This window comes from Actinosynnema sp. CS-041913, assembly GCF_050942485.1.
In the GTDB taxonomy this organism is placed as follows: Bacteria; Actinomycetota; Actinomycetes; order Mycobacteriales; family Pseudonocardiaceae; genus Actinosynnema.
Window position 1 is genome coordinate 202,022 of record NZ_CP192037.1, and the last position, 16,397, is coordinate 218,418.

The window sequence follows — 16,397 nt, forward strand, 5'->3', positions numbered from 1 at the left end:
GTGGGCGCGGCACCGGGCTGGTGGGGCTAGAAGTCGGTGTCGATGAACAGCGCGGTGTAGGCGGCGAGGACGCGCGCCTTGACCTCGGGGGTGGTCGTCAGGTGGTGCTGGTCGCGGGTCCAGTCCGGTCCGGCGAGTGCCGCCGCGATCGCGCGGGCGTGCTGGAGGGACAGGTGCCCGTTGGACCACACGAACTTTCCGGATGCGGTGTGCAGGACGTTGAAGTCGCCGACGAAGCCGGCATCGCCGTGCTCGTCGCGTCGGACGGTCGGGGCGACGAGCAGTCCCGGCGTGGTGGTGGTCTCCGCGACGACGGGGATGTCCCCCTTTCCGTTGGCCACGGTGGCGGTGACCAGAGCGCCGGAGGCGACCTCCGCGAGGGTCGGTTCGGTAGGGACGGTGGATGCGGACATGGCGTGGCTCCTGTCGATGGGCGGAACGATGCGACGCGGCCGGCTGCGGGTGTGGCGCACCGGGCCGGGGTGGGGCGGGTCAGCGGATGTGGATGACGGCGGTGGTGGTGTTGTCCGGTCCGTCCTCGTCCTGGGGGCCGGCGAGTGCTGCGGTGACCAGGTGGTCGGCTAGTTGCCGGGGGTGGGGGTGCTCTGCGGTGAGCGTGGCGATTTCGGGATCGGTCAGGGGCTTGTGGATGCCGTCGCTGGTGAGGATCACCAGCGGGTCGCGGGTGCTGGTGGTGGTGATGGACGCGACGGTGGCGCGGGCCAGGGTGGTGCGGACGTGGGCGTCAAGGTCCCAGGTGGAGCCGTGGTAGCCGTGGTCGCGGAGCATCTGCGCGACGGTGTGGTCGGCGGTGTGGCCGCTGAGGTTGTTCCTGGGGTCCAGGGAGTAGGCGCGGGTGTCGCCGCAGTGCGCGATGCTGGTTTCGCCGTCCGGGTAGGTCACCGCCAGCACGCCGACCGCGTTGGGTGTGGTGATGTCGGCGGTACCGGAGGACACGAGTTCGGCGGCGGCGAGCAGTCCGGCCAGTGCCCCCCGGCGTGCGCCGACGCGGGCGGCGACTTCGGCCAGCAGCGGCACCGTGGCGGCGACGGTGTCGTTGCTGCCGATGCCGTCGATCAGGGCCACGGCGGTGGTGCCGTCCGGCCCGGTGGCGGTGGCGGTGGCGTCGCACTGGTGGCTGCGTGCGCCGATGTGGGTGGCGGTGTGGACGGTGACGGTGCGCGTGGTGCTCACGATGAGATGTCTCCTGTGGACGGTGCGAACGTGGGTGTGCGGGTGTGTCACGTCGTCGTGGTGCGCTGCTACTTGGCGGCTTTGTCTGCGGCTTTGCAGGTGCGGCACCAGGTGCGGCTGGTGAACCAGGTCCACACGGCTTTGGGCTTGTCGACGGTCAGGCCGCAGACGGTGGTGGACTTGCCGTTCCACCAACTGCGGGAGGCTTCGAGGTGGATCAGGTTGTCGTCGGACACGGCCTGTTCTCCTTGGTGTGTGGGTGATTGCGCCCGCGCAGGTCCGCGCCGGCGGGTCGGATCCGGCGTGCGCGATGGTCACTGTGTGTAGCGAGATGTGGGCAAGCGGGGGTCGACGCAGCGAGCGGGATTCGGGAGCTGTCGGTGCGTGCTGCGGGGTGGCCAGGGAAGCTGTGGACAGGGACGCAGAAGGTGCTGTGGGGCCGGTTTCGGCTGGTCGCGGCCGTCCTGTGTGGATCTTCCCTGGTGTGGTTCGCTGCTGGTGGGGGCAGGGAGGCGAGGTCAGGGAAGGGGTCAGGGGAAAATCCCTGTCCGATGGTGGTTCCCTGTCCGGCTTCCCTGCCGCCGGCTGGGTGTCGCGAGCGGTGGTCAGGCGTCGTCGTCGTCGGTGTCGTCGCCCTGCTCGTTGTCACGGAGAGTGATGGCTTCGGTGATGTCGTCGGCTTTGACCAGGCTGTCGCCGTCGCTCTTGCGGATGGGCACGTGCGTGTCGCGCAGCGCGGCGGCGAAGGTCTTGGCGGTCCAGTCGCCGTAGTGGTCGGGGTTGTGGTCGATCAGGGCGCGCAGCGCGACGGCGGTGCGCATCCGTGTCTGGTCGCCCAGAGCGCGGGCGAGGTCGGTCAGGAAGTCCGGTGCGGGCTCCCGGTCGGTGTGGTCGCCGCTGCGGGCGGGGGCGTGGGCGGCGCGTAGTTCCATCGCGCGGGCGGCTACGTCGGCCAGCTCCTCGGCGTTGAGGTAGTGGCAGCGCAGCACGCCGGGTTTGGCCATGATGCCGCGCACCATCGCGGTCCCGACGTCGCCGGGGCCTTCGTCGGTGGACGGTTCCAGGTCCACCGACGAGATGCCGGCTTTGTAGGAGCCGGTGCCGAGTACGGCGTCGTTGCCCTGCTGGTCGCCGATGGCGAAGCAGGCCTTGCACGAGGTCACGGCGGTGACCTTGCGCGGCAGGGACTGCGTGGACGCCTCCGGTGTGGCGAACATGATGGTGACGGCGTACTTGCGGGCGGTGGAGACCAGTTTCATGACCACGTCGGCGGCACGTTCGCCGTAGTCCTCGTCCATGAACAGGATCTGGCACTCGTCCAGCACCACCACCCGGGGCCGCAGACGCGCGTCGCGTTCGGCGACCTTGCGGTTCACGGCGCGTTCCTTGTTCTCCCGCAACGCCTTGCCCCGCGTCTCCAGCTCGCCGTACAGCGCCTCCAGGGTGTCCAGGCACGCCTTGACGGTCTCCTTGTCCCCGCTGGTGCGCAGCGTGCGCAGCCGGGGCCGTAGCGGTTCGTAGTCGAAGTTCTCGGCGAAGACGAACACGTCCACCTCGACCAGCGGATCGAGTACCGCCCCGGCGACCAGGGTGATGTAGAGGCTGGACTTGCCCGAGCCCATCACCCCGCCCGCGACGTAGTTGCGCTGGAACAGTTGGGCCACCACCTGCTCACCGCGGATGTTGACCCCGACCGGGATCCCGGTGAAGTAGTCGGTGGGGCCGTCGCCGTCCAGCAGCGGCCACGGGTCGACAGGTCCGGACAGTGCGCCCGGGTTGGCCACCCACAGGTCCAGCACTCCGGCCTGTCCCTTCGGTTCGGAGGGCCACACCTCGGTCGGGGTGCGCACGAGGTTGTGCGCCAGCACGGTCTTGCGCTTGACGATCTCCTCCACCGGCACCCCGAGCGGCAGCACCAGTTGCATGCGCCAGCCCTTGCCGTCCATGACCGGCGGCTGCACCCACATCGGGGTGACGCTGGTGCCCCAGCCCTTCTTGAACGCCTCCTTGAGCTTGGGCAGCCCGCTGAGGTGTCGCAGCGCGGTCAGCACCGACGACTCGTCGGGGATGATGCTGCGCCCGTCCGCCGGTACCGCCTCGGTGTCCACCGCCCACATCGGCAACGTGCCGCGCGAGCGGCCGGCCGGGATGGTGCGCGCCGCCCACGACACCGCGCCGCCGACGGCCCAGACCCACCAGTAGCCGCCGACCGGGGACAGCTCGGCCACGGTGGTCCAGAACCCCACCACGTCGGTCCACCGGTCGGTCAGCGACCCCGCGCCGAGCACGGCCTGTGCCGCCGCGTAGCCCAGGACCACCACATGCACCCCGCCGACCAGCAGGATCACGCCACCCGACCAGCGCAGCACCTCGATACGGCGTTCCCGGCCGCGCTGCGCCACACCGGAGCGCCGCCGCTCCAACGTCTCCTCCAGCTCCCGCAGCACGTGGAAGTCCTCGGAGTTCCTGGCGTTGACCCGCAGGGTGGTGATGGCCTGTTCCAGGTCCAGGTGCCTGCGGCGGTTGCGCCGCTCCTCACGCCGGATCCGGGAACCCGCCACCGCGTACCCGGCGTTGCGCAGCACCCACCGACCCGCACCCCGCGCGACCGGCGCGGCCTTGCGACCGGCCACCCGGGTCCGGGCCACCACCGCGCGGGCCGCGCTCTGCGCCGCCAACCGGCGGTCCAAATCCGCGGACTCCTCCTCGGACAGGATCTCGCCCTCGACCACCGTGGCCGGCTCGATCTCCGCCGGCCCCACGTCCGGGCCGGGCACGTCCGGGCGCAGCGCGCGTACGTTGTCGGGCACGTCGTCGGGGTCCGGGGTGGGTGCGGTGGTGGTGGTCACGGGGTCACCTCCTGGCGGTCGGTCAGGGCGTCACGGACTTCGCTGGCGGTCTTGGTGGACCCGCCGAAGCGGGCCAGGATGGCGCGCGCGGACGGGCGCGCGGGCAGGTCGCCGGCGGTGATCGCGGCCTGTACGGCGGGCAGCAGCTCCGCCGCTTTCGCACTGAGCCCCGAGCCGTGTTCGCGCTGTACGATCGCGGTTTCCCCGCCCGGTGCGTCGGGTGCGGCGCGCGGCGGGTCGACCTCCCCGATGCCGGCGGCGGCGGTGGTGTCGGGCGGGGTCAGGGTGACCGGGACGATGACCCCACCCAGGATGGTCAGCGCGCCCTCGCGGGCGGCGCGGCGGTCGGCGCGGCGTTGATGGCGCACGATGACCCGCGCCAACCGGCGGTCACGGCGGGTGGAGTCGGGGCCGACGCCGTAGCGGTCGACCCACGCCGCACGCCACGCCGCTTCCACGGGGGTGTCGGTGCGGGCCGCGTGGATCGCGGCGGCGGCCCACGACAGGCGGGGGTAGCGCAGCCGTCGCCACAACGCGCGCCGCAACTGCGCACCCGAGCGGCCTTCGGCGGCGGCGTGGTCGGCGGACTGCCGCACGTGGTGCAGCAGCACCCCGAGCAGCGACATGGCCGCCAGCACCACCCCGACCACCACACCGTGATCGGTGGCGTTGTGCAGCAACTGGATCGCGGCGGCCACCCCACCCAGCACCCACATCCAGGTGGGCAGCGCCCCGACCGGCAGACCGGCCCGCCTGCGGCGGTGTGCCTCGAACGCGCACACCCACGCCCCGGACTCGACCGCCAGCGGGAACAGCCAGCCCCACCAGCCCAGGTGCAGTGTGGTGGCGGCGAAGTCCTGTTGGGACCGCCACGCGATCGTGATCGGGGAGACGATGACGGTGGCCCACAACGCCGAGAGCAGCCAGTCGGGCAGCCGGGCGGCCACCGCCCGCCGGGTGGCGCGGCGCCGGGCACGAGCGGCGTCACGTGCCTCCTGCTCCCGGCGGGCGCGCCGGTCGGCGAAGTCCGCGGCTGCCTGCACGCGGGCCTGGTCGACCTGGACCAGGGTCAGCGCGGTCTGTGCGCGGGTCTGCTCGGCAGCGGCCTGGGCCTGCACCGCCTGGGCCTGCGCGGCGGTCCGTTCGGCCCGGCGGTCGTAGAACGTGGCGGTCATCGCAGCACCCCTTTCCGGTGGAACCGGCCGTGCCGGAACCCGGCCGGTCGGGAGAACAGACGGGACAAGGCGAGCGCGGTCACCAGCGACGGCAGCCCGAGCACGAGCATCACGAGGGCCGGGTCGTCGGTCTGGGTGACCACCGCCCACTGCGCCAGGCCGATCAGCCCGGCGCAGACCAGCAGCTTCCACAGCAGCACCACGACCAGCAGGACGACCACAGCGCCCAGCACGGCCAGCAGGACCGGGACGGCACCCATCACGCCACCGCCGGGGGGACCGGGGACCGGACCGGCTTGCCCTGCCTGTGCGCGTAGGCGATCTCCTCACGGGTGGATTCCCCGATGTAGCCACCAGGCGCGATCACGAGCAGTTCGTCCGCAAGGTCGATCTTCGCCAGGTGCAGCGTGTCCAGACCGGGTTTCGGGTCGCACCCGGCCGGAAGCGACACCGGCAGCGGTCGTGTCGTGTTCACGTGCGGCATCAACACGATGCGGCCGGCGAGGGACTCTTCGACGGCGGCCACGCGCATCTGCTCCTCGAACCGCATCGACCCGCTGATGCACACGATGCGCGGCCGACCGGCGTCGGCCGGCCACGGCCTGACCGGGATGCCGTCCGTGATCCGGTGGGCCTGTTGGTCGGCGTGCTCCGCCAGGTCGTGGGCGGTTTCCCAGGCGAACGGGTCGCCGGTCTTGCGTGCGAACTCGCGCCACAGGTCGCCGAGCACGAACCACCAGTGGGCGCGGTCGTCGGCCGGTGCGGTGGGCGTGGGTCGTGCCACACCGTGGCCGATCACGGCGAGCAGGGCGCGCAGGTGGTGCGGTGTCTGGAGGTGCGCGGGTGCGGTGTCCCGCGAAATGCGGTGTGTCATCGTGGGGTCTCCACTGGTCACGTGCTGGTGGACGGGATAGGCCGGACCGGCGGCGTTCTTCTTGGCGGGAGTGGGCCGCCGGTCCGGGCGCGGTGTCGGGGTTGGTCAGCGTTCCTCGTCGGCCAGGCGGCGCGCCTCCAGCGCGGCGTCGGCGGCGCGGCAGGCCAGGCGCTGCAATTCCTCGTCGTCGGGGCGGCGGTTGGCGAAGCCGGTGATCCAGTCCGAGGTGCCCGCCGTCAGCTTCGCGGCGACCTCGGCCTGCTTCTTCTGTGACCAGGCCATGTCGATCTCTCCTTGTGTCATCGGTAGTCGTTGTGGCGAGTCCGGCCGGCGCAGGTCAGGCGGCCTGTGCGGGCCGTTGGAAGCGGGCGGGCCAGGTGTGCGATACCTGCCGGGTGGGTCGGCCGGGGCAGGCGGTGCGGTGGGTACCGCAGTGCACGCGCACCATCCGGCCGTCACCGAGGTTGGCGAGCACGGTGGTCAGACCGCAGCCCTGCTTGCACTTGTGGGCGGTGCCCACGGGGTCCGGGATGAACATGACGCGGTCTCCTCACTGGTCGGGGTCGTCGTCCGGGAAGGTCCAGCCGCCGTGGCAGGCGGTGCGGTCCAGCCACATCAGGCCACCGCCGTCACGGCCAGCGCTGCGGCGACCAGCAGCAGCGACAGCAGCAGGCAGTCCACCGCGCCGCGCACCCGCCGGAACTTGGTGGCCGCGATCACCGCCAGACGCACCGCGTCGGCCGCCTGCACCTCGGCACCGGCCGGTTGCCCGGCCAGCGTGTCCAGCAGACCCGCCGGCTCGTCGGCGAACCGCGCCAGGAACGAGAACCCGAAGTCGTCGCCCGGCCCGAACCTCGGGCGCAGCACCAGCAACAGCAACAGCACCGCCACCAGCGCCGGCACCGCCGCGCCCCACAACACGAGCCCGGCGGCGGACGGCAACGGCCTGGTGGCCAACGCCACCACACCCGCCAGCGCACCACCGAACAGCGGCAACAGCCCGGCCGCCTTGGTGTCGGCCCGCACGATCTGCGCCGCCGCGTCGGCGTGCGCCAACTCCACCCGCACCCCGACTTCCCACCGGGACGAATCCTGCGCGGTCATCAACCGTCCACCCCTTTCTGCGCAGTCTGTGTCTGGTGTGGACAATCGGGGCGGGTCACCATTTGCCGCAGTTGCTGCAACGGTCCAGAGTGGCGCTGTTTTCGAGCCCGCAGACGCCGCACTTCCACGTGAAGCCTTCGCCGCCGTTGGCCATGACGGCGGTCGTGGGTTCCGGGGCGGTTCCGATGTCGGTGGCGGTGGCGACCGGGGCCGATAGGCTGAGGGTGGTGTTGTTGTCGTGCATGAGGCTTCCTTCCGGTACGTGAGTGCTGGATGGAGACCGGTCGGGGCGGGGATCTTCTGGCGGAGGCACCCGCCCCGGCCGGGGCTAGCGAGGATCGGCCGGCGTTCCGGCCTCGTGCGCGGCGTTGTCGGCGGCGCGTTCGGCGCGGGACGGGGGCGGGGTCCAGCCGGCCCATTCGTCCTTGGCCTGGTCGACCTTGTCGGCGATCGCGGCGCGGAGCCTGTCGGTGATGCCCATGGGGATGTCCTCCAGTGCGGTAGTGGTTCGTCCGCGCTCAATGCGCGGGTCACGACGTCGGCTGTCAGGCGGCCGACTGCATCTCGGTGTGCCCGTCTGCTTCGAAGCAGGGCCAGCACTGCCCGGTGCTCGTGGGCACGACGTAGAGGGGGTCTTTGCCGCAGTTGCGGCAGAGGCGGCGGGCGAGGTTGGCCTTGGCCAGCGCGGTCCACCGGGCGGGTGTCATCGGCCGGACCGGCAGGGCGCGGTCGATCAGGTACAGCGACGCGAACGAGGTCTTGCCGGACCCGTTGTGCCGCACGTACAACACCGCCACCGGGTCCTGCCCGCCGGGCCGCAGACCCAACGCCCGTAACTGCCGGAACGTGGCGAGCTTGTCCCGGAGGGGCGCAGCCGTAGGACAGCAACGGCAACCCCTCGTGCACACCCCGCGTGTACTGCGGGCCTTCGGCCCACGGCACAGACGGGACCAGCACCCAGGGGAACCGGCGGGCCACTACGCCACCCGCTCCGCAGCCGCCCCGGCGACACGCGCCAGGTACGCGGTCAACGACCGGCCCGCCTCCTCGGCACTGTCCAGGTGCACCTTTGCCGCGTCGTACAACGCCGACCAGGCCAGGTTTCCGGGCTCGACCACGTCCTGTGCCTCCGTGTACACCGCAGCCATGGCGGAGTGCGCCTCGACCATGTCCCGGTAGTACGCCACCCAGTCGAACTCGTCATAGCCCTTGTCGTGGCAGCCCTCGTCGCTCGACCGGTGGATCACCTCACGCAGCCGGGCGTTCGCAGTGGCGAACCGCGCGTCGAAGCTCCGCAACGTCCTGCCCATCACGCGGCCTCCGTCCCGGCCTGCACGGACACGCCGGTCGGGGCGGCGTGCACGCGCAGGACCCGTACCGCGCTGCCCAGGGCGCGTTGCGCGATGCGGCGGTCCCGGCGGGCGCGGGCGGAGCCGTCCAGCACGGCCGTGGTCGTCACCGGCTGCGGCCGGCGCAGCTCGGCCAGCTCGGCGGACAGCTTCGGGTGGCTGATCAGGTGGTGGAACTCGGCGTCCAGGGCGGTCAGGACGCCGGAGGCGTCGAGCGCGGCGATGTCCTCGTCGGTCGGCTCCACCTCGGTGCCGACACTCGTGATCTCGTTGGCGTTCATCGGTCGAAACCCCTTGCGTAGGAACGGACAGGAACCGGGTGAAGCCGTTGGTTCCCGAACCCCCGCAGTGCCCGGCCGTAACCGATCGGGCGACCCGTGAAGCTCGACGGGCGTGATGCGGAGGAACGGCACCCAACGGCGGTGCGGACCAAACGAATAGCGCCGCTGACGAGCCACCCCACAGGGGTTTGCGCAGGTCAGCGACTTGGGAATCACTGGCCGGACTGAGTCTCGGCCGGTGTGCTGGGGTCACGGCACGGAAATGAATCGGCTACCCCGCCACCCTCACGTTTCACGGCCGAACATCGGGACACGGCCGCTCGGAGCGACGTGAGACGCGTTTATGAAGCCGCCGAAAGGCAGCGTTATCTCACATGGCGATTGCGCATGCAGGACATACGTCGTGCGCAATGGGCCTAGCACTAAGGCCGACCGCCTAACGCCGCGTGAGCGACGCTCCCAACCTGCTTGTCTCCGTTGTGTCCGCCGCCACATCGAGCGGCATGGCTGAAAGCTAGCAGTTGCGAGCTAACCAAGTCAACTGATTGGCCACAACTTGACACGAAGTAGGCTCCTACCTGCGGAAACGCCGTCGGCAAGGTTGCGAGGTAGCTGCTATGCTGCTGACTTGGTTGCCCAGCACACCCGGAGGTGGCATGTCAGGCCCAGGTCCCCGCGTCGCGCGCGGCGAGTCCTTGCAGCAGCAGGTAGCGCGCAACATCCGGAACCAGATCGCAGCCGGAGTGCTCCGCCATGGCCAACCGTTGCCGTCAACGCGAGACCTTGCCGAACAGTGGAATGTGAGCACATTTACAATAGATAAGGCTATGCAGATCCTTGTCACCGAAGGCTCGGTCGTAAGTAAGCCGCGTGCTGGTCGGGTCATCAATGCGCCAGATCAAGGCATCCGTCACGAAGTTAGGAGCGATACGCCGTCTGTACTGCTTATTGGTGGATTCGCGGGAAGTGGTAAGACGGAACTTGGGCGCGTGCTCGCTCGGGAAACCGGATGGCCGATGTTGGACAAAGACACGCTCACTCGCCCCGTTGTCGAGGCTGCCTTGGAAATCTTGGGTCGTTCACCCAATGATCGTGAGTCCGAAGAATACCTGAATCGCATTCGACCGCGCGAGTACGAAGCGCTAGTCAATGCGCTGACTGAGAATGTCCAGTGCGGAACGAGCGTTATAGCTACCGCACCATTCATCCGGGAATTCGGAGACCCTGTCTGGGTGAAGCGCATGGAAGCTGCATGTGCCGATATGAACGCAAAGCTCTTTATCGTCTGGGTTGCATGCGATGCGGGTACGATGCATACCTATATTCGGCATCGCGGTGCCGCGCGTGACGCGTACAAGCTTGACAACTGGGAAAGCTACGTCGACTCGATCGATATCGATTTTGAGCCGCCCGTTCGACATTTCACGGTAGATAACAGTGCATCAGGTGCACCACTTCAAGCCCAGGCGCGTGAACTGATCCGCACGGTAATTGGCGGGTGGCAGGAGGCATGAAAGATAAGACGGCAACTGTCCTCGTAAGTCACGAAGAAGACGATGCGGTAGGGCGTCGCATAATCCAGTTGATTCCTGGCGTCGAGGTAGTTGCCTACGACCCTGATGCTACGGTTTTGGATGACACGCAGCGATCGGCGGATATTCTTGTTCCATCGTACCGTGGAAGTCACCGGCCGATTCCGCTGATCACGCAGCTACCGCGATTGCGAATGGTTCAACTGCTTTCGGCCGGTGTCGATGAGTGGATCGCTTATATCCCGGCTAATGTCACCCTGGCGAGCGCTAGAGGGGCGCATGCGGGGCCAGTGTCAGAGTGGGTTATTTCGGCGATCCTGACTCAGATGCGCCAGTGGCCAGCCCTTGTTAGGTTCCAGGACTCCGAGACTTGGGCTCACCGGCTGTTCTCGGCAGATACATTGGCAGGCAAACGTGCATTGATCGTCGGCGCTGGCAGTATTGGCACAGCGGTAGCGGCGCGACTGTCCCCCTTTGGAGCACTTTCGACACTTGTTGCCCGCACGGCGCGCGATGGCGTCTACTCATGGTCAGAACTCTCGCGCCTCATCCCCGGTCACGATATCGTGGTTATCTCCGCCCCGTTGAATGACGAAACCAGAGGTTTGATGGGGCGAGCACTCTTGGCGTTGATGGATGACGGTGCGCTACTTGTAAATGTGGGACGCGGTCAGATCGTAGACACGGAAGCGCTTGTTGCGGAACTACGTTCGGGCCGCCTTAGAGCGGCTTTGGACGTAACGGACCCCGAACCGCTGCCACAGGGGCACCCACTATGGAAAGCGCCGAACGTGATTATCAGCCCGCACTCGGCCCGAACTGTGCCCGGAACTAATAGGCTCTGCTACGAGGTTGCAGCCGAACAGATTCAGGAATTCATTGCTGGACGTCGCCCGGCGAACGCGATCGAGAGGTGATGCCATGTGCGACATGGGGCAGCCTACTTGCCGGAGCGCCCCCGCTCGCGAAGCTGCGCTGACTACTTGCGGTCTTGCTCGATAAGTTGGGTCAGCAATCCGGTGATCTCGTTCATTCCCTGGTGAACCTTGGCGAACCCGTCACGAGTCTCCCGTTGGTGCTCAAGCTGCGTTTCTCGCAAGGCGTTCAGCGTTTTCGTGTGTGCGTTCAGCGCCTGGCGAAACTCCGACACATCACGGTCTGCCGCGCCCGCGAGCACGCGGGCGGCGGCGGCGTCCTGCCGCACTAGCAGCAGTTGCTGCTCCACAGCGACAAGCCGCGCTTCGATCTCCTCCAACGTGGCCACCTCCTCATGCTAGTTGGGTGCTGGTTCCGCTGACTGCCCCTGGGTCACCGCGCGGGGGCGGGGGTGTTGGGGACTCCGGAGGCAGCAGAGCGGCTGGCGTTGGCCGTTGAGAGGTCCGTAGAGCGCCTACGGGTTGGTGCAGCCAGTGTGTCCAGAGTGGACTGAACTAGTCTCAAACGTAGTCTCATCCCCCACGGTTCAGCGGTCGTTCATCGCCGTCCGGCGAGGTTCACGCGTGTGGTTTGACCTGCGGTTGGGTCGCTGACGGTCCGTGCCGTACGGCCATGCCGATACCTTGAAAGCGGGAGACGGGCAACCGTCCGGGGGTTCAAATCCCTCCGCTTCCGCTCGTCAGAGAGGTGCGGGCTGGTCCTCTGTGGACCTCCGCACCCTCTCGGTGCGGCAACGGAACCGGCCCAGTACCTGCCATGTTCGGCACAATACGAAATTCGCACGTGCCTTCTCTCCGATCACCGGTAGCCGTGCGTGGGTCTCATTCGGATTGCGTAACTATGCAAGAGCCTGGTTTTCGGTGTCCCCGTTCGAGTAGTTTCCCCGGGAATGTATTGACAGTCCCAGCTCGGCGGGCGGCTCGGGGGACGCCGGAACCGCAGCGGGTGTGGACCTCAGCAGGGGGGCATTGCCTTGTCTAGCAGTAGTGCTGTCGCGCGCCCGAAAACGGGCGCTCGGCTGGTCAGAGCGGTGACGGCGGGTGCGGTCGCGCTCGTCGTCACCCTTGGTGGCCACACCGCGTGGGCGCAGGACGGTGCGGCGCCGGCCACGGAGACCGTGACGGCGGAGCCGACTCCCACGGAGACGCCGAGCGAGACCCCGGTCGGAACGCCGACCGAGACCCCGACGGAAAGCCCGACCGGAACGCCGGCGGAGACCCCGGTGGAAAGCCCGACCGGAACGCCGGGCGAGACCCCCGTCGGAACCCCGTCCGGGACGCCGGGCGAAACCCCGTCGCACAACCCGGCCGAGACCAAGCCCGAGATCCCGGCCGACAAGCAGGCCGAGGTCCTCCGGCGGGAGGTCGAGGAGCAGGCGCCGCGGGTCGCCGACCTCCGGGTCACCGCGTCGTTCGACCGCGCCGTCTACCCGATCGACACCGACATCGCCATCCGCGTCACGGTGGAGAACGTCGGCCCGGTGGCCGCGACGGACGTCCGGCTCCGCGACATGACCAACCTGTCGCTGAAGTCCGGCCTGCTGGACCTGCGCCGCGTGCCCGGTCCCACGATCGGACCCGGCGAGCGCCGGACCTACGACCTGGTCGCCCGCCAGGGCTACTACGGCGGCAGCAACCCGGACGAGGTGTACTTCCAGGTCACCGTCGGGCAGGGGCCGCAAGAGTCGCTGGACACCGACCCGACCCCGAGCGACAACCATGCCCGGATCACCGCCCGCGTCCCGCGTGAGCTCGGCGCGGTGAACGCGGTGGTCTTCGTCGACGCCAACGGCAACGGCCAGGTGGACGCCGGCGAGGGGCAGGGCGGACTCTTCTTCAACGCCAACGGCGAGTCCGAGACCAAGCGGATCAACGGCCAGACCTCGGCCTCCGGCGAGGTGAAGTTCACCAACGTGACGACCGGCCACTACCGGCTGAACATCGGCTCGTCGGGGTCGTCGTCGAAGGTGCCCGCGCGGGGCGCCAGCGAGTTCGACGTCGTGGCCGGCCAGACCACCACCGTCCTCGTGCCGCTGGTGGCCCCCGTGTCCGAAGTGCTGGTGCCGACCGTCCAGTTCGTGAACGACCCGTTCGTGAACGTCGGCGACGAGGTGCAGATCAAGGTCACGCTGAAGAACGCCGGCTCCACGCCGCTCACCGGTGTGGTCGCGGTGTGCAACCAGAACAGCCCGACGCCGGGCCTGACGGGCACCGGCCCGGGGTGGGCGGCGCTGAACCCGGACGGTCCGGGCATCGCGCTGGCCGCCGGTGAGACCAAGTCGCTGGTCGTCACCGACGTCGTCCCCCGGGCGGCGTTCGACTACGGCAGCCTCTACGTCGGCTGCGACTTCGGCAACGACGGCCGCAACTCCGCCGGCTACCGGGGCGCCTCGGACTTCGCGGACGTCAACGGCCGGTACGGCGACGTCGCGGGCACCCTGCTGTTCGACGACGGCACCGGCGAGCGCCCGCTGACCAGGCAGCGCATCGTCGTCCTCGACCAGCGCACCGGCCTGTGGGCGGGTGAGACGACCACCGACGACAAGGGCGCGTGGCGGATCAACCGGGTGGCCGCGGGCCGCGCCAAGTTCGTGGTGCCGGGGCAGTTCAAGCCCCAGAACGGCGCGGAACTCGCGGTCGACGTCGTCGCGGGCCAGACCACGCCGGCGACGTTCCGGGTGGTGGCCGGCCCGCGGTGGGACGTGCCCGCGCACTCGCCCAAGATCGAGGTGACCGCGTCCTTCGACAAGGCCGCCTACGACGTCCGCGACGTGGTGACGGCCCGGTTCAAGATCGCCAACAACGGCACCGGCGGGCCGTACCGGGTGCACTTCGTCGAGGACCACTCCGCCACGACCCTCCAGTACGAGAGGGCGCAGTGGGGCCCGCTGACCTTCACCCACCCGAGCTACGGCGTGGAGTTGTGGCCCGGCCAGGTGCACGAGGTCGCCATCACCGGGACGATCCGCCCGTGGTCGCCGGTCGACACGGTCCGGCTGAAGGGCTCGTTCCAGTACAGCTCCCCGGGTCAGCCCGACCCCACGGCCTTCGACCTCTCGTCCAAGGTCGTCTACCAGACCGGTGACGCCGACGTCCTCGTCTACGGCGACGCCAACGACAACGGCGCGTTCGACCAGGGCGAAGCCCTGCCGGACGTCAAGCTGAGCTTCTACGGCGGCCTGCCGAGCCGGTCGTCCGACGGGCGCACCGACAGCGCCGGCCGGTTCCGGCTGGACGACGCACCCGCCGGTGTCCACCAGACGTACGTGACGACCGACGACACGGGTTGGGCCAGGCCGTTCGACTACTACGGCAAGTTCACCGTCGAGGCAGGGCAGACCACGCAGGTGGAGCTGCGCCTGGTGCGCCCGCTGTCGGACGAGCTGCACGCGGCGATCGAGTTCGACAAGGAGTCCTACGACAAGGACGAGCAGGTCCGCGTGAAGATCACGCTGACCAACGACGGCCCCGAGCTGCTGGTGAAGATGTTCTGCGCCGGCAACCTGCCCGGACCGGACACCGGTCCGGAGTGGGGACCGTTCGCCTACAACGGCCCCGGCGTCGTGCTGAAGGCCGGTGAGACGCGCGAGTTCCACGTGGTCGACACGATCCCCGCGTACGCCGCCGACCACGGTCTGATGTCGATCAACTGCGGGTTCGGCCCGACCCACGGCGACGGGTTGCCGTGGGCGAACGACCTGGCGAAGGTGACCGGCGTGACGACGACCGTCAACGGCCAGGTGGTCACCGGCAGCAAGTACCCGTACCAGGGCGTGCCGGACGTGAAGGTCGTGCTGCTGGACTACTTCACCGAGCAGCCCGTCGCGCGGGCGGTGGCCGACGGATCGGGCGCGTTCACGTTCCCGGACCTCAAGACGGGCATGTACAAGCCGGTCGTGGTGGGGCCGTGGAAGCTGGACGACGGCAAGCGCCCCTTGATCACGGCGGTGCGCGGCGAGACCCACGTGCAGAACATCCACGTGGTGCCCGGCCCGGAGGTGGCCGACCCGTGGGTGGACCCGCCGGGCGACCCGGACGCGCCCGGTGACCCGGACGCGCCGGGACAGCCCCCGGTCGCGGGCGGGCCGAACGCCGAGGGCGGCGAGCTGGCCGACACCGGCGCGAGCGTGGTCAGTCTCGGCCTGCTGGGCGGGCTCGTGCTGGTGCTCGGGTTCGTCGTGGTGATGTCGAGCCGACGCCGCACGGCGTGAGATCGGCCCGTTAGGGCGTGCACGGGGCGTGGTGCGGACGAGCACCACGCCCCGTGCTTGTGTCATGCGGCCCACACCGCGACCTGCCCCGCACAGTGTTAGCGTCGCTAACCAACTGCGCAGTGGAATCGAGGTGGCCGTGACGACGCTGGAGGTGCTCCTCGTCGTCCTCGCCGGGGTCTTCGCGGGCGGCATCAACACCGTGGTCGGGTCGGGGACGCTGGTGACGTTCCCGGTGCTGCTGGCCGTGGGCTTCCCGCCGGTGACCGCGAACGTCTCCAACAGCCTGGGGCTGGTGTCCGGCTCGTTCAGCGGCGCGATCGGCTACCGGCGCGAGCTCGTCGGGCAGGGCCCGCGGATCAAGCGGCTGCTGCCCGCGTCGATGCTGGGCGGCGTGGTCGGCGCGGTCCTGCTGATCAAGCTGCCGGAGGACGCGTTCGCCACGATCGTGCCGGTGCTGATCGCGGTCGCCCTCGTCCTGGTGATCGCCCAGCCCTGGCTCAACCGCAAGCTCGCCGAGCGCGAACGCCACGAGCACGGCGGTGCCGCGCTGTGGATCGGGGTGTTCCTCACGGGCATCTACGGCGGGTACTTCGGGGCCGCCCAGGGCGTGCTGGTGATGGGGCTGATGGGTGTGCTGATGAGCGAGCACATCCAGCGCACGAACGCCCTGAAGAACGTGCTCACCGCGTTCGTGAACCTGATCGCGGGCGTGTTGTTCATCTTCATCGCCGACGTGGCGTGGGACGCCGTGCTGGCGCTCGCGGTCGGCTCCGTGATCGGCGGCCAGCTCGGCGCGAAGGTCGGCCGCCGGCTCCCACCCGCCGTGCTGCGCGCGGTGATCGTGCTGGTGGGAGCCGTGGCCATCGTGCAGATCCTGACCCGGTGAGGAG

Annotated in this window: 20 protein-coding genes; 4 read left to right on the forward strand and 16 right to left on the reverse strand. The window is 69.4% G+C overall.

What is annotated here, in order from left to right; translation table 11 throughout:
• Positions 1-26 precede the first annotated feature (26 nt).
• The 15 genes from ACQPZF_RS00935 to ACQPZF_RS01005 form a co-directional block, all read right to left on the reverse strand.
• Positions 27-413: a hypothetical protein gene (locus ACQPZF_RS00935; RefSeq protein ID WP_433267245.1), complete on the reverse strand. Its 387-nt coding sequence runs from the start codon at positions 411-413 to the stop codon at positions 27-29.
• A gap of 79 nt (positions 414-492) precedes the next feature.
• Positions 493-1,194 carry a PP2C family protein-serine/threonine phosphatase gene (locus tag ACQPZF_RS00940; RefSeq protein WP_433267247.1) on the reverse strand — a complete coding sequence of 234 codons (702 nt, stop codon included), beginning with the start codon at positions 1,192-1,194 and terminating at the stop codon, positions 493-495.
• Between the two features lie 68 nt (positions 1,195-1,262).
• Positions 1,263-1,430 (reverse strand): hypothetical protein, encoded by a 168-nt coding sequence (locus tag ACQPZF_RS00945; protein ID WP_433267249.1) that lies wholly within the window; start codon positions 1,428-1,430, stop codon positions 1,263-1,265.
• Positions 1,431-1,799: 369 nt separating this feature from the next.
• Positions 1,800-4,043, reverse strand: coding sequence for a zonular occludens toxin domain-containing protein (locus ACQPZF_RS00950; protein ID WP_433267251.1), 2,244 nt, complete (start codon positions 4,041-4,043; stop codon positions 1,800-1,802).
• The gene (locus ACQPZF_RS00955; RefSeq protein ID WP_433267253.1) at positions 4,040-5,218 is read right to left on the reverse strand and encodes a hypothetical protein; all 1,179 of its coding nucleotides are present in this window, start codon (positions 5,216-5,218) and stop codon (positions 4,040-4,042) included. Before ACQPZF_RS00955 ends, ACQPZF_RS00950 begins: the two co-directional genes overlap by 4 nt.
• Entirely contained in the window at positions 5,215-5,478 is a 264-nt protein-coding gene (locus tag ACQPZF_RS00960) for a hypothetical protein (protein WP_433267255.1), read from the reverse strand. The genes ACQPZF_RS00955 and ACQPZF_RS00960 overlap by 4 nt, the downstream gene beginning before the upstream one ends.
• On the reverse strand, positions 5,478-6,092 hold the full coding sequence (locus ACQPZF_RS00965) for a hypothetical protein (protein WP_433267257.1): 615 nt from the start codon (positions 6,090-6,092) through the stop codon (positions 5,478-5,480). The genes ACQPZF_RS00960 and ACQPZF_RS00965 overlap by 1 nt, the downstream gene beginning before the upstream one ends.
• Before the next feature lie 105 nt (positions 6,093-6,197).
• Positions 6,198-6,374 carry a hypothetical protein gene (locus ACQPZF_RS00970; protein WP_433267259.1) on the reverse strand — a complete coding sequence of 59 codons (177 nt, stop codon included), beginning with the start codon at positions 6,372-6,374 and terminating at the stop codon, positions 6,198-6,200.
• A 55-nt stretch (positions 6,375-6,429) separates the two neighbouring features.
• The gene (locus ACQPZF_RS00975; RefSeq protein ID WP_433267261.1) at positions 6,430-6,630 is read right to left on the reverse strand and encodes a hypothetical protein; all 201 of its coding nucleotides are present in this window, start codon (positions 6,628-6,630) and stop codon (positions 6,430-6,432) included.
• Between the two features lie 77 nt (positions 6,631-6,707).
• Positions 6,708-7,196 (reverse strand): Pycsar system effector family protein, encoded by a 489-nt coding sequence (locus ACQPZF_RS00980; protein WP_433267263.1) that lies wholly within the window; start codon positions 7,194-7,196, stop codon positions 6,708-6,710.
• 55 nt (positions 7,197-7,251) lie between these two features.
• On the reverse strand, positions 7,252-7,440 hold the full coding sequence (locus tag ACQPZF_RS00985) for a hypothetical protein (protein WP_433267265.1): 189 nt from the start codon (positions 7,438-7,440) through the stop codon (positions 7,252-7,254).
• Positions 7,441-7,524: 84 nt separating this feature from the next.
• Positions 7,525-7,677 (reverse strand): hypothetical protein, encoded by a 153-nt coding sequence (locus ACQPZF_RS00990; RefSeq protein WP_433267266.1) that lies wholly within the window; start codon positions 7,675-7,677, stop codon positions 7,525-7,527.
• 64 nt (positions 7,678-7,741) lie between these two features.
• Positions 7,742-8,104, reverse strand: a complete 363-nt coding sequence (locus ACQPZF_RS00995; protein ID WP_433267268.1) for an RRQRL motif-containing zinc-binding protein — start codon at positions 8,102-8,104, stop codon at positions 7,742-7,744.
• 69 nt (positions 8,105-8,173) lie between these two features.
• Positions 8,174-8,506 (reverse strand): hypothetical protein, encoded by a 333-nt coding sequence (locus ACQPZF_RS01000; RefSeq protein WP_433267270.1) that lies wholly within the window; start codon positions 8,504-8,506, stop codon positions 8,174-8,176.
• Positions 8,506-8,826, reverse strand: a complete 321-nt coding sequence (locus tag ACQPZF_RS01005) for a hypothetical protein (RefSeq protein ID WP_433267272.1) — start codon at positions 8,824-8,826, stop codon at positions 8,506-8,508. The genes ACQPZF_RS01000 and ACQPZF_RS01005 overlap by 1 nt, the downstream gene beginning before the upstream one ends.
• A gap of 656 nt (positions 8,827-9,482) precedes the next feature.
• Here ACQPZF_RS01005 and ACQPZF_RS01010 point away from each other — a divergent pair.
• Together ACQPZF_RS01010 and ACQPZF_RS01015 are read left to right on the forward strand one after the other, a co-directional pair.
• Positions 9,483-10,340, forward strand: a complete 858-nt coding sequence (locus ACQPZF_RS01010; RefSeq protein WP_433274988.1) for a GntR family transcriptional regulator — start codon at positions 9,483-9,485, stop codon at positions 10,338-10,340.
• Positions 10,325-11,275 (forward strand): 2-hydroxyacid dehydrogenase, encoded by a 951-nt coding sequence (locus ACQPZF_RS01015; protein WP_433267274.1) that lies wholly within the window; start codon positions 10,325-10,327, stop codon positions 11,273-11,275. Before ACQPZF_RS01010 ends, ACQPZF_RS01015 begins: the two co-directional genes overlap by 16 nt.
• 62 nt (positions 11,276-11,337) lie before the next feature.
• On the opposite strand, the gene ACQPZF_RS01020 is transcribed toward ACQPZF_RS01015, so the two are convergent.
• Positions 11,338-11,622 (reverse strand): hypothetical protein, encoded by a 285-nt coding sequence (locus ACQPZF_RS01020; protein ID WP_433267276.1) that lies wholly within the window; start codon positions 11,620-11,622, stop codon positions 11,338-11,340.
• 702 nt (positions 11,623-12,324) lie between these two features.
• On the opposite strand from ACQPZF_RS01020, the gene ACQPZF_RS01025 reads away from it, so the two are divergent.
• Positions 12,325-15,504: a hypothetical protein gene (locus ACQPZF_RS01025; RefSeq protein WP_433267278.1), complete on the forward strand. Its 3,180-nt coding sequence runs from the start codon at positions 12,325-12,327 to the stop codon at positions 15,502-15,504.
• A gap of 139 nt (positions 15,505-15,643) precedes the next feature.
• On the forward strand, positions 15,644-16,393 hold the full coding sequence (locus ACQPZF_RS01030; protein WP_433267280.1) for a sulfite exporter TauE/SafE family protein: 750 nt from the start codon (positions 15,644-15,646) through the stop codon (positions 16,391-16,393).
• Positions 16,394-16,397: the final 4 nt, after the last annotated feature.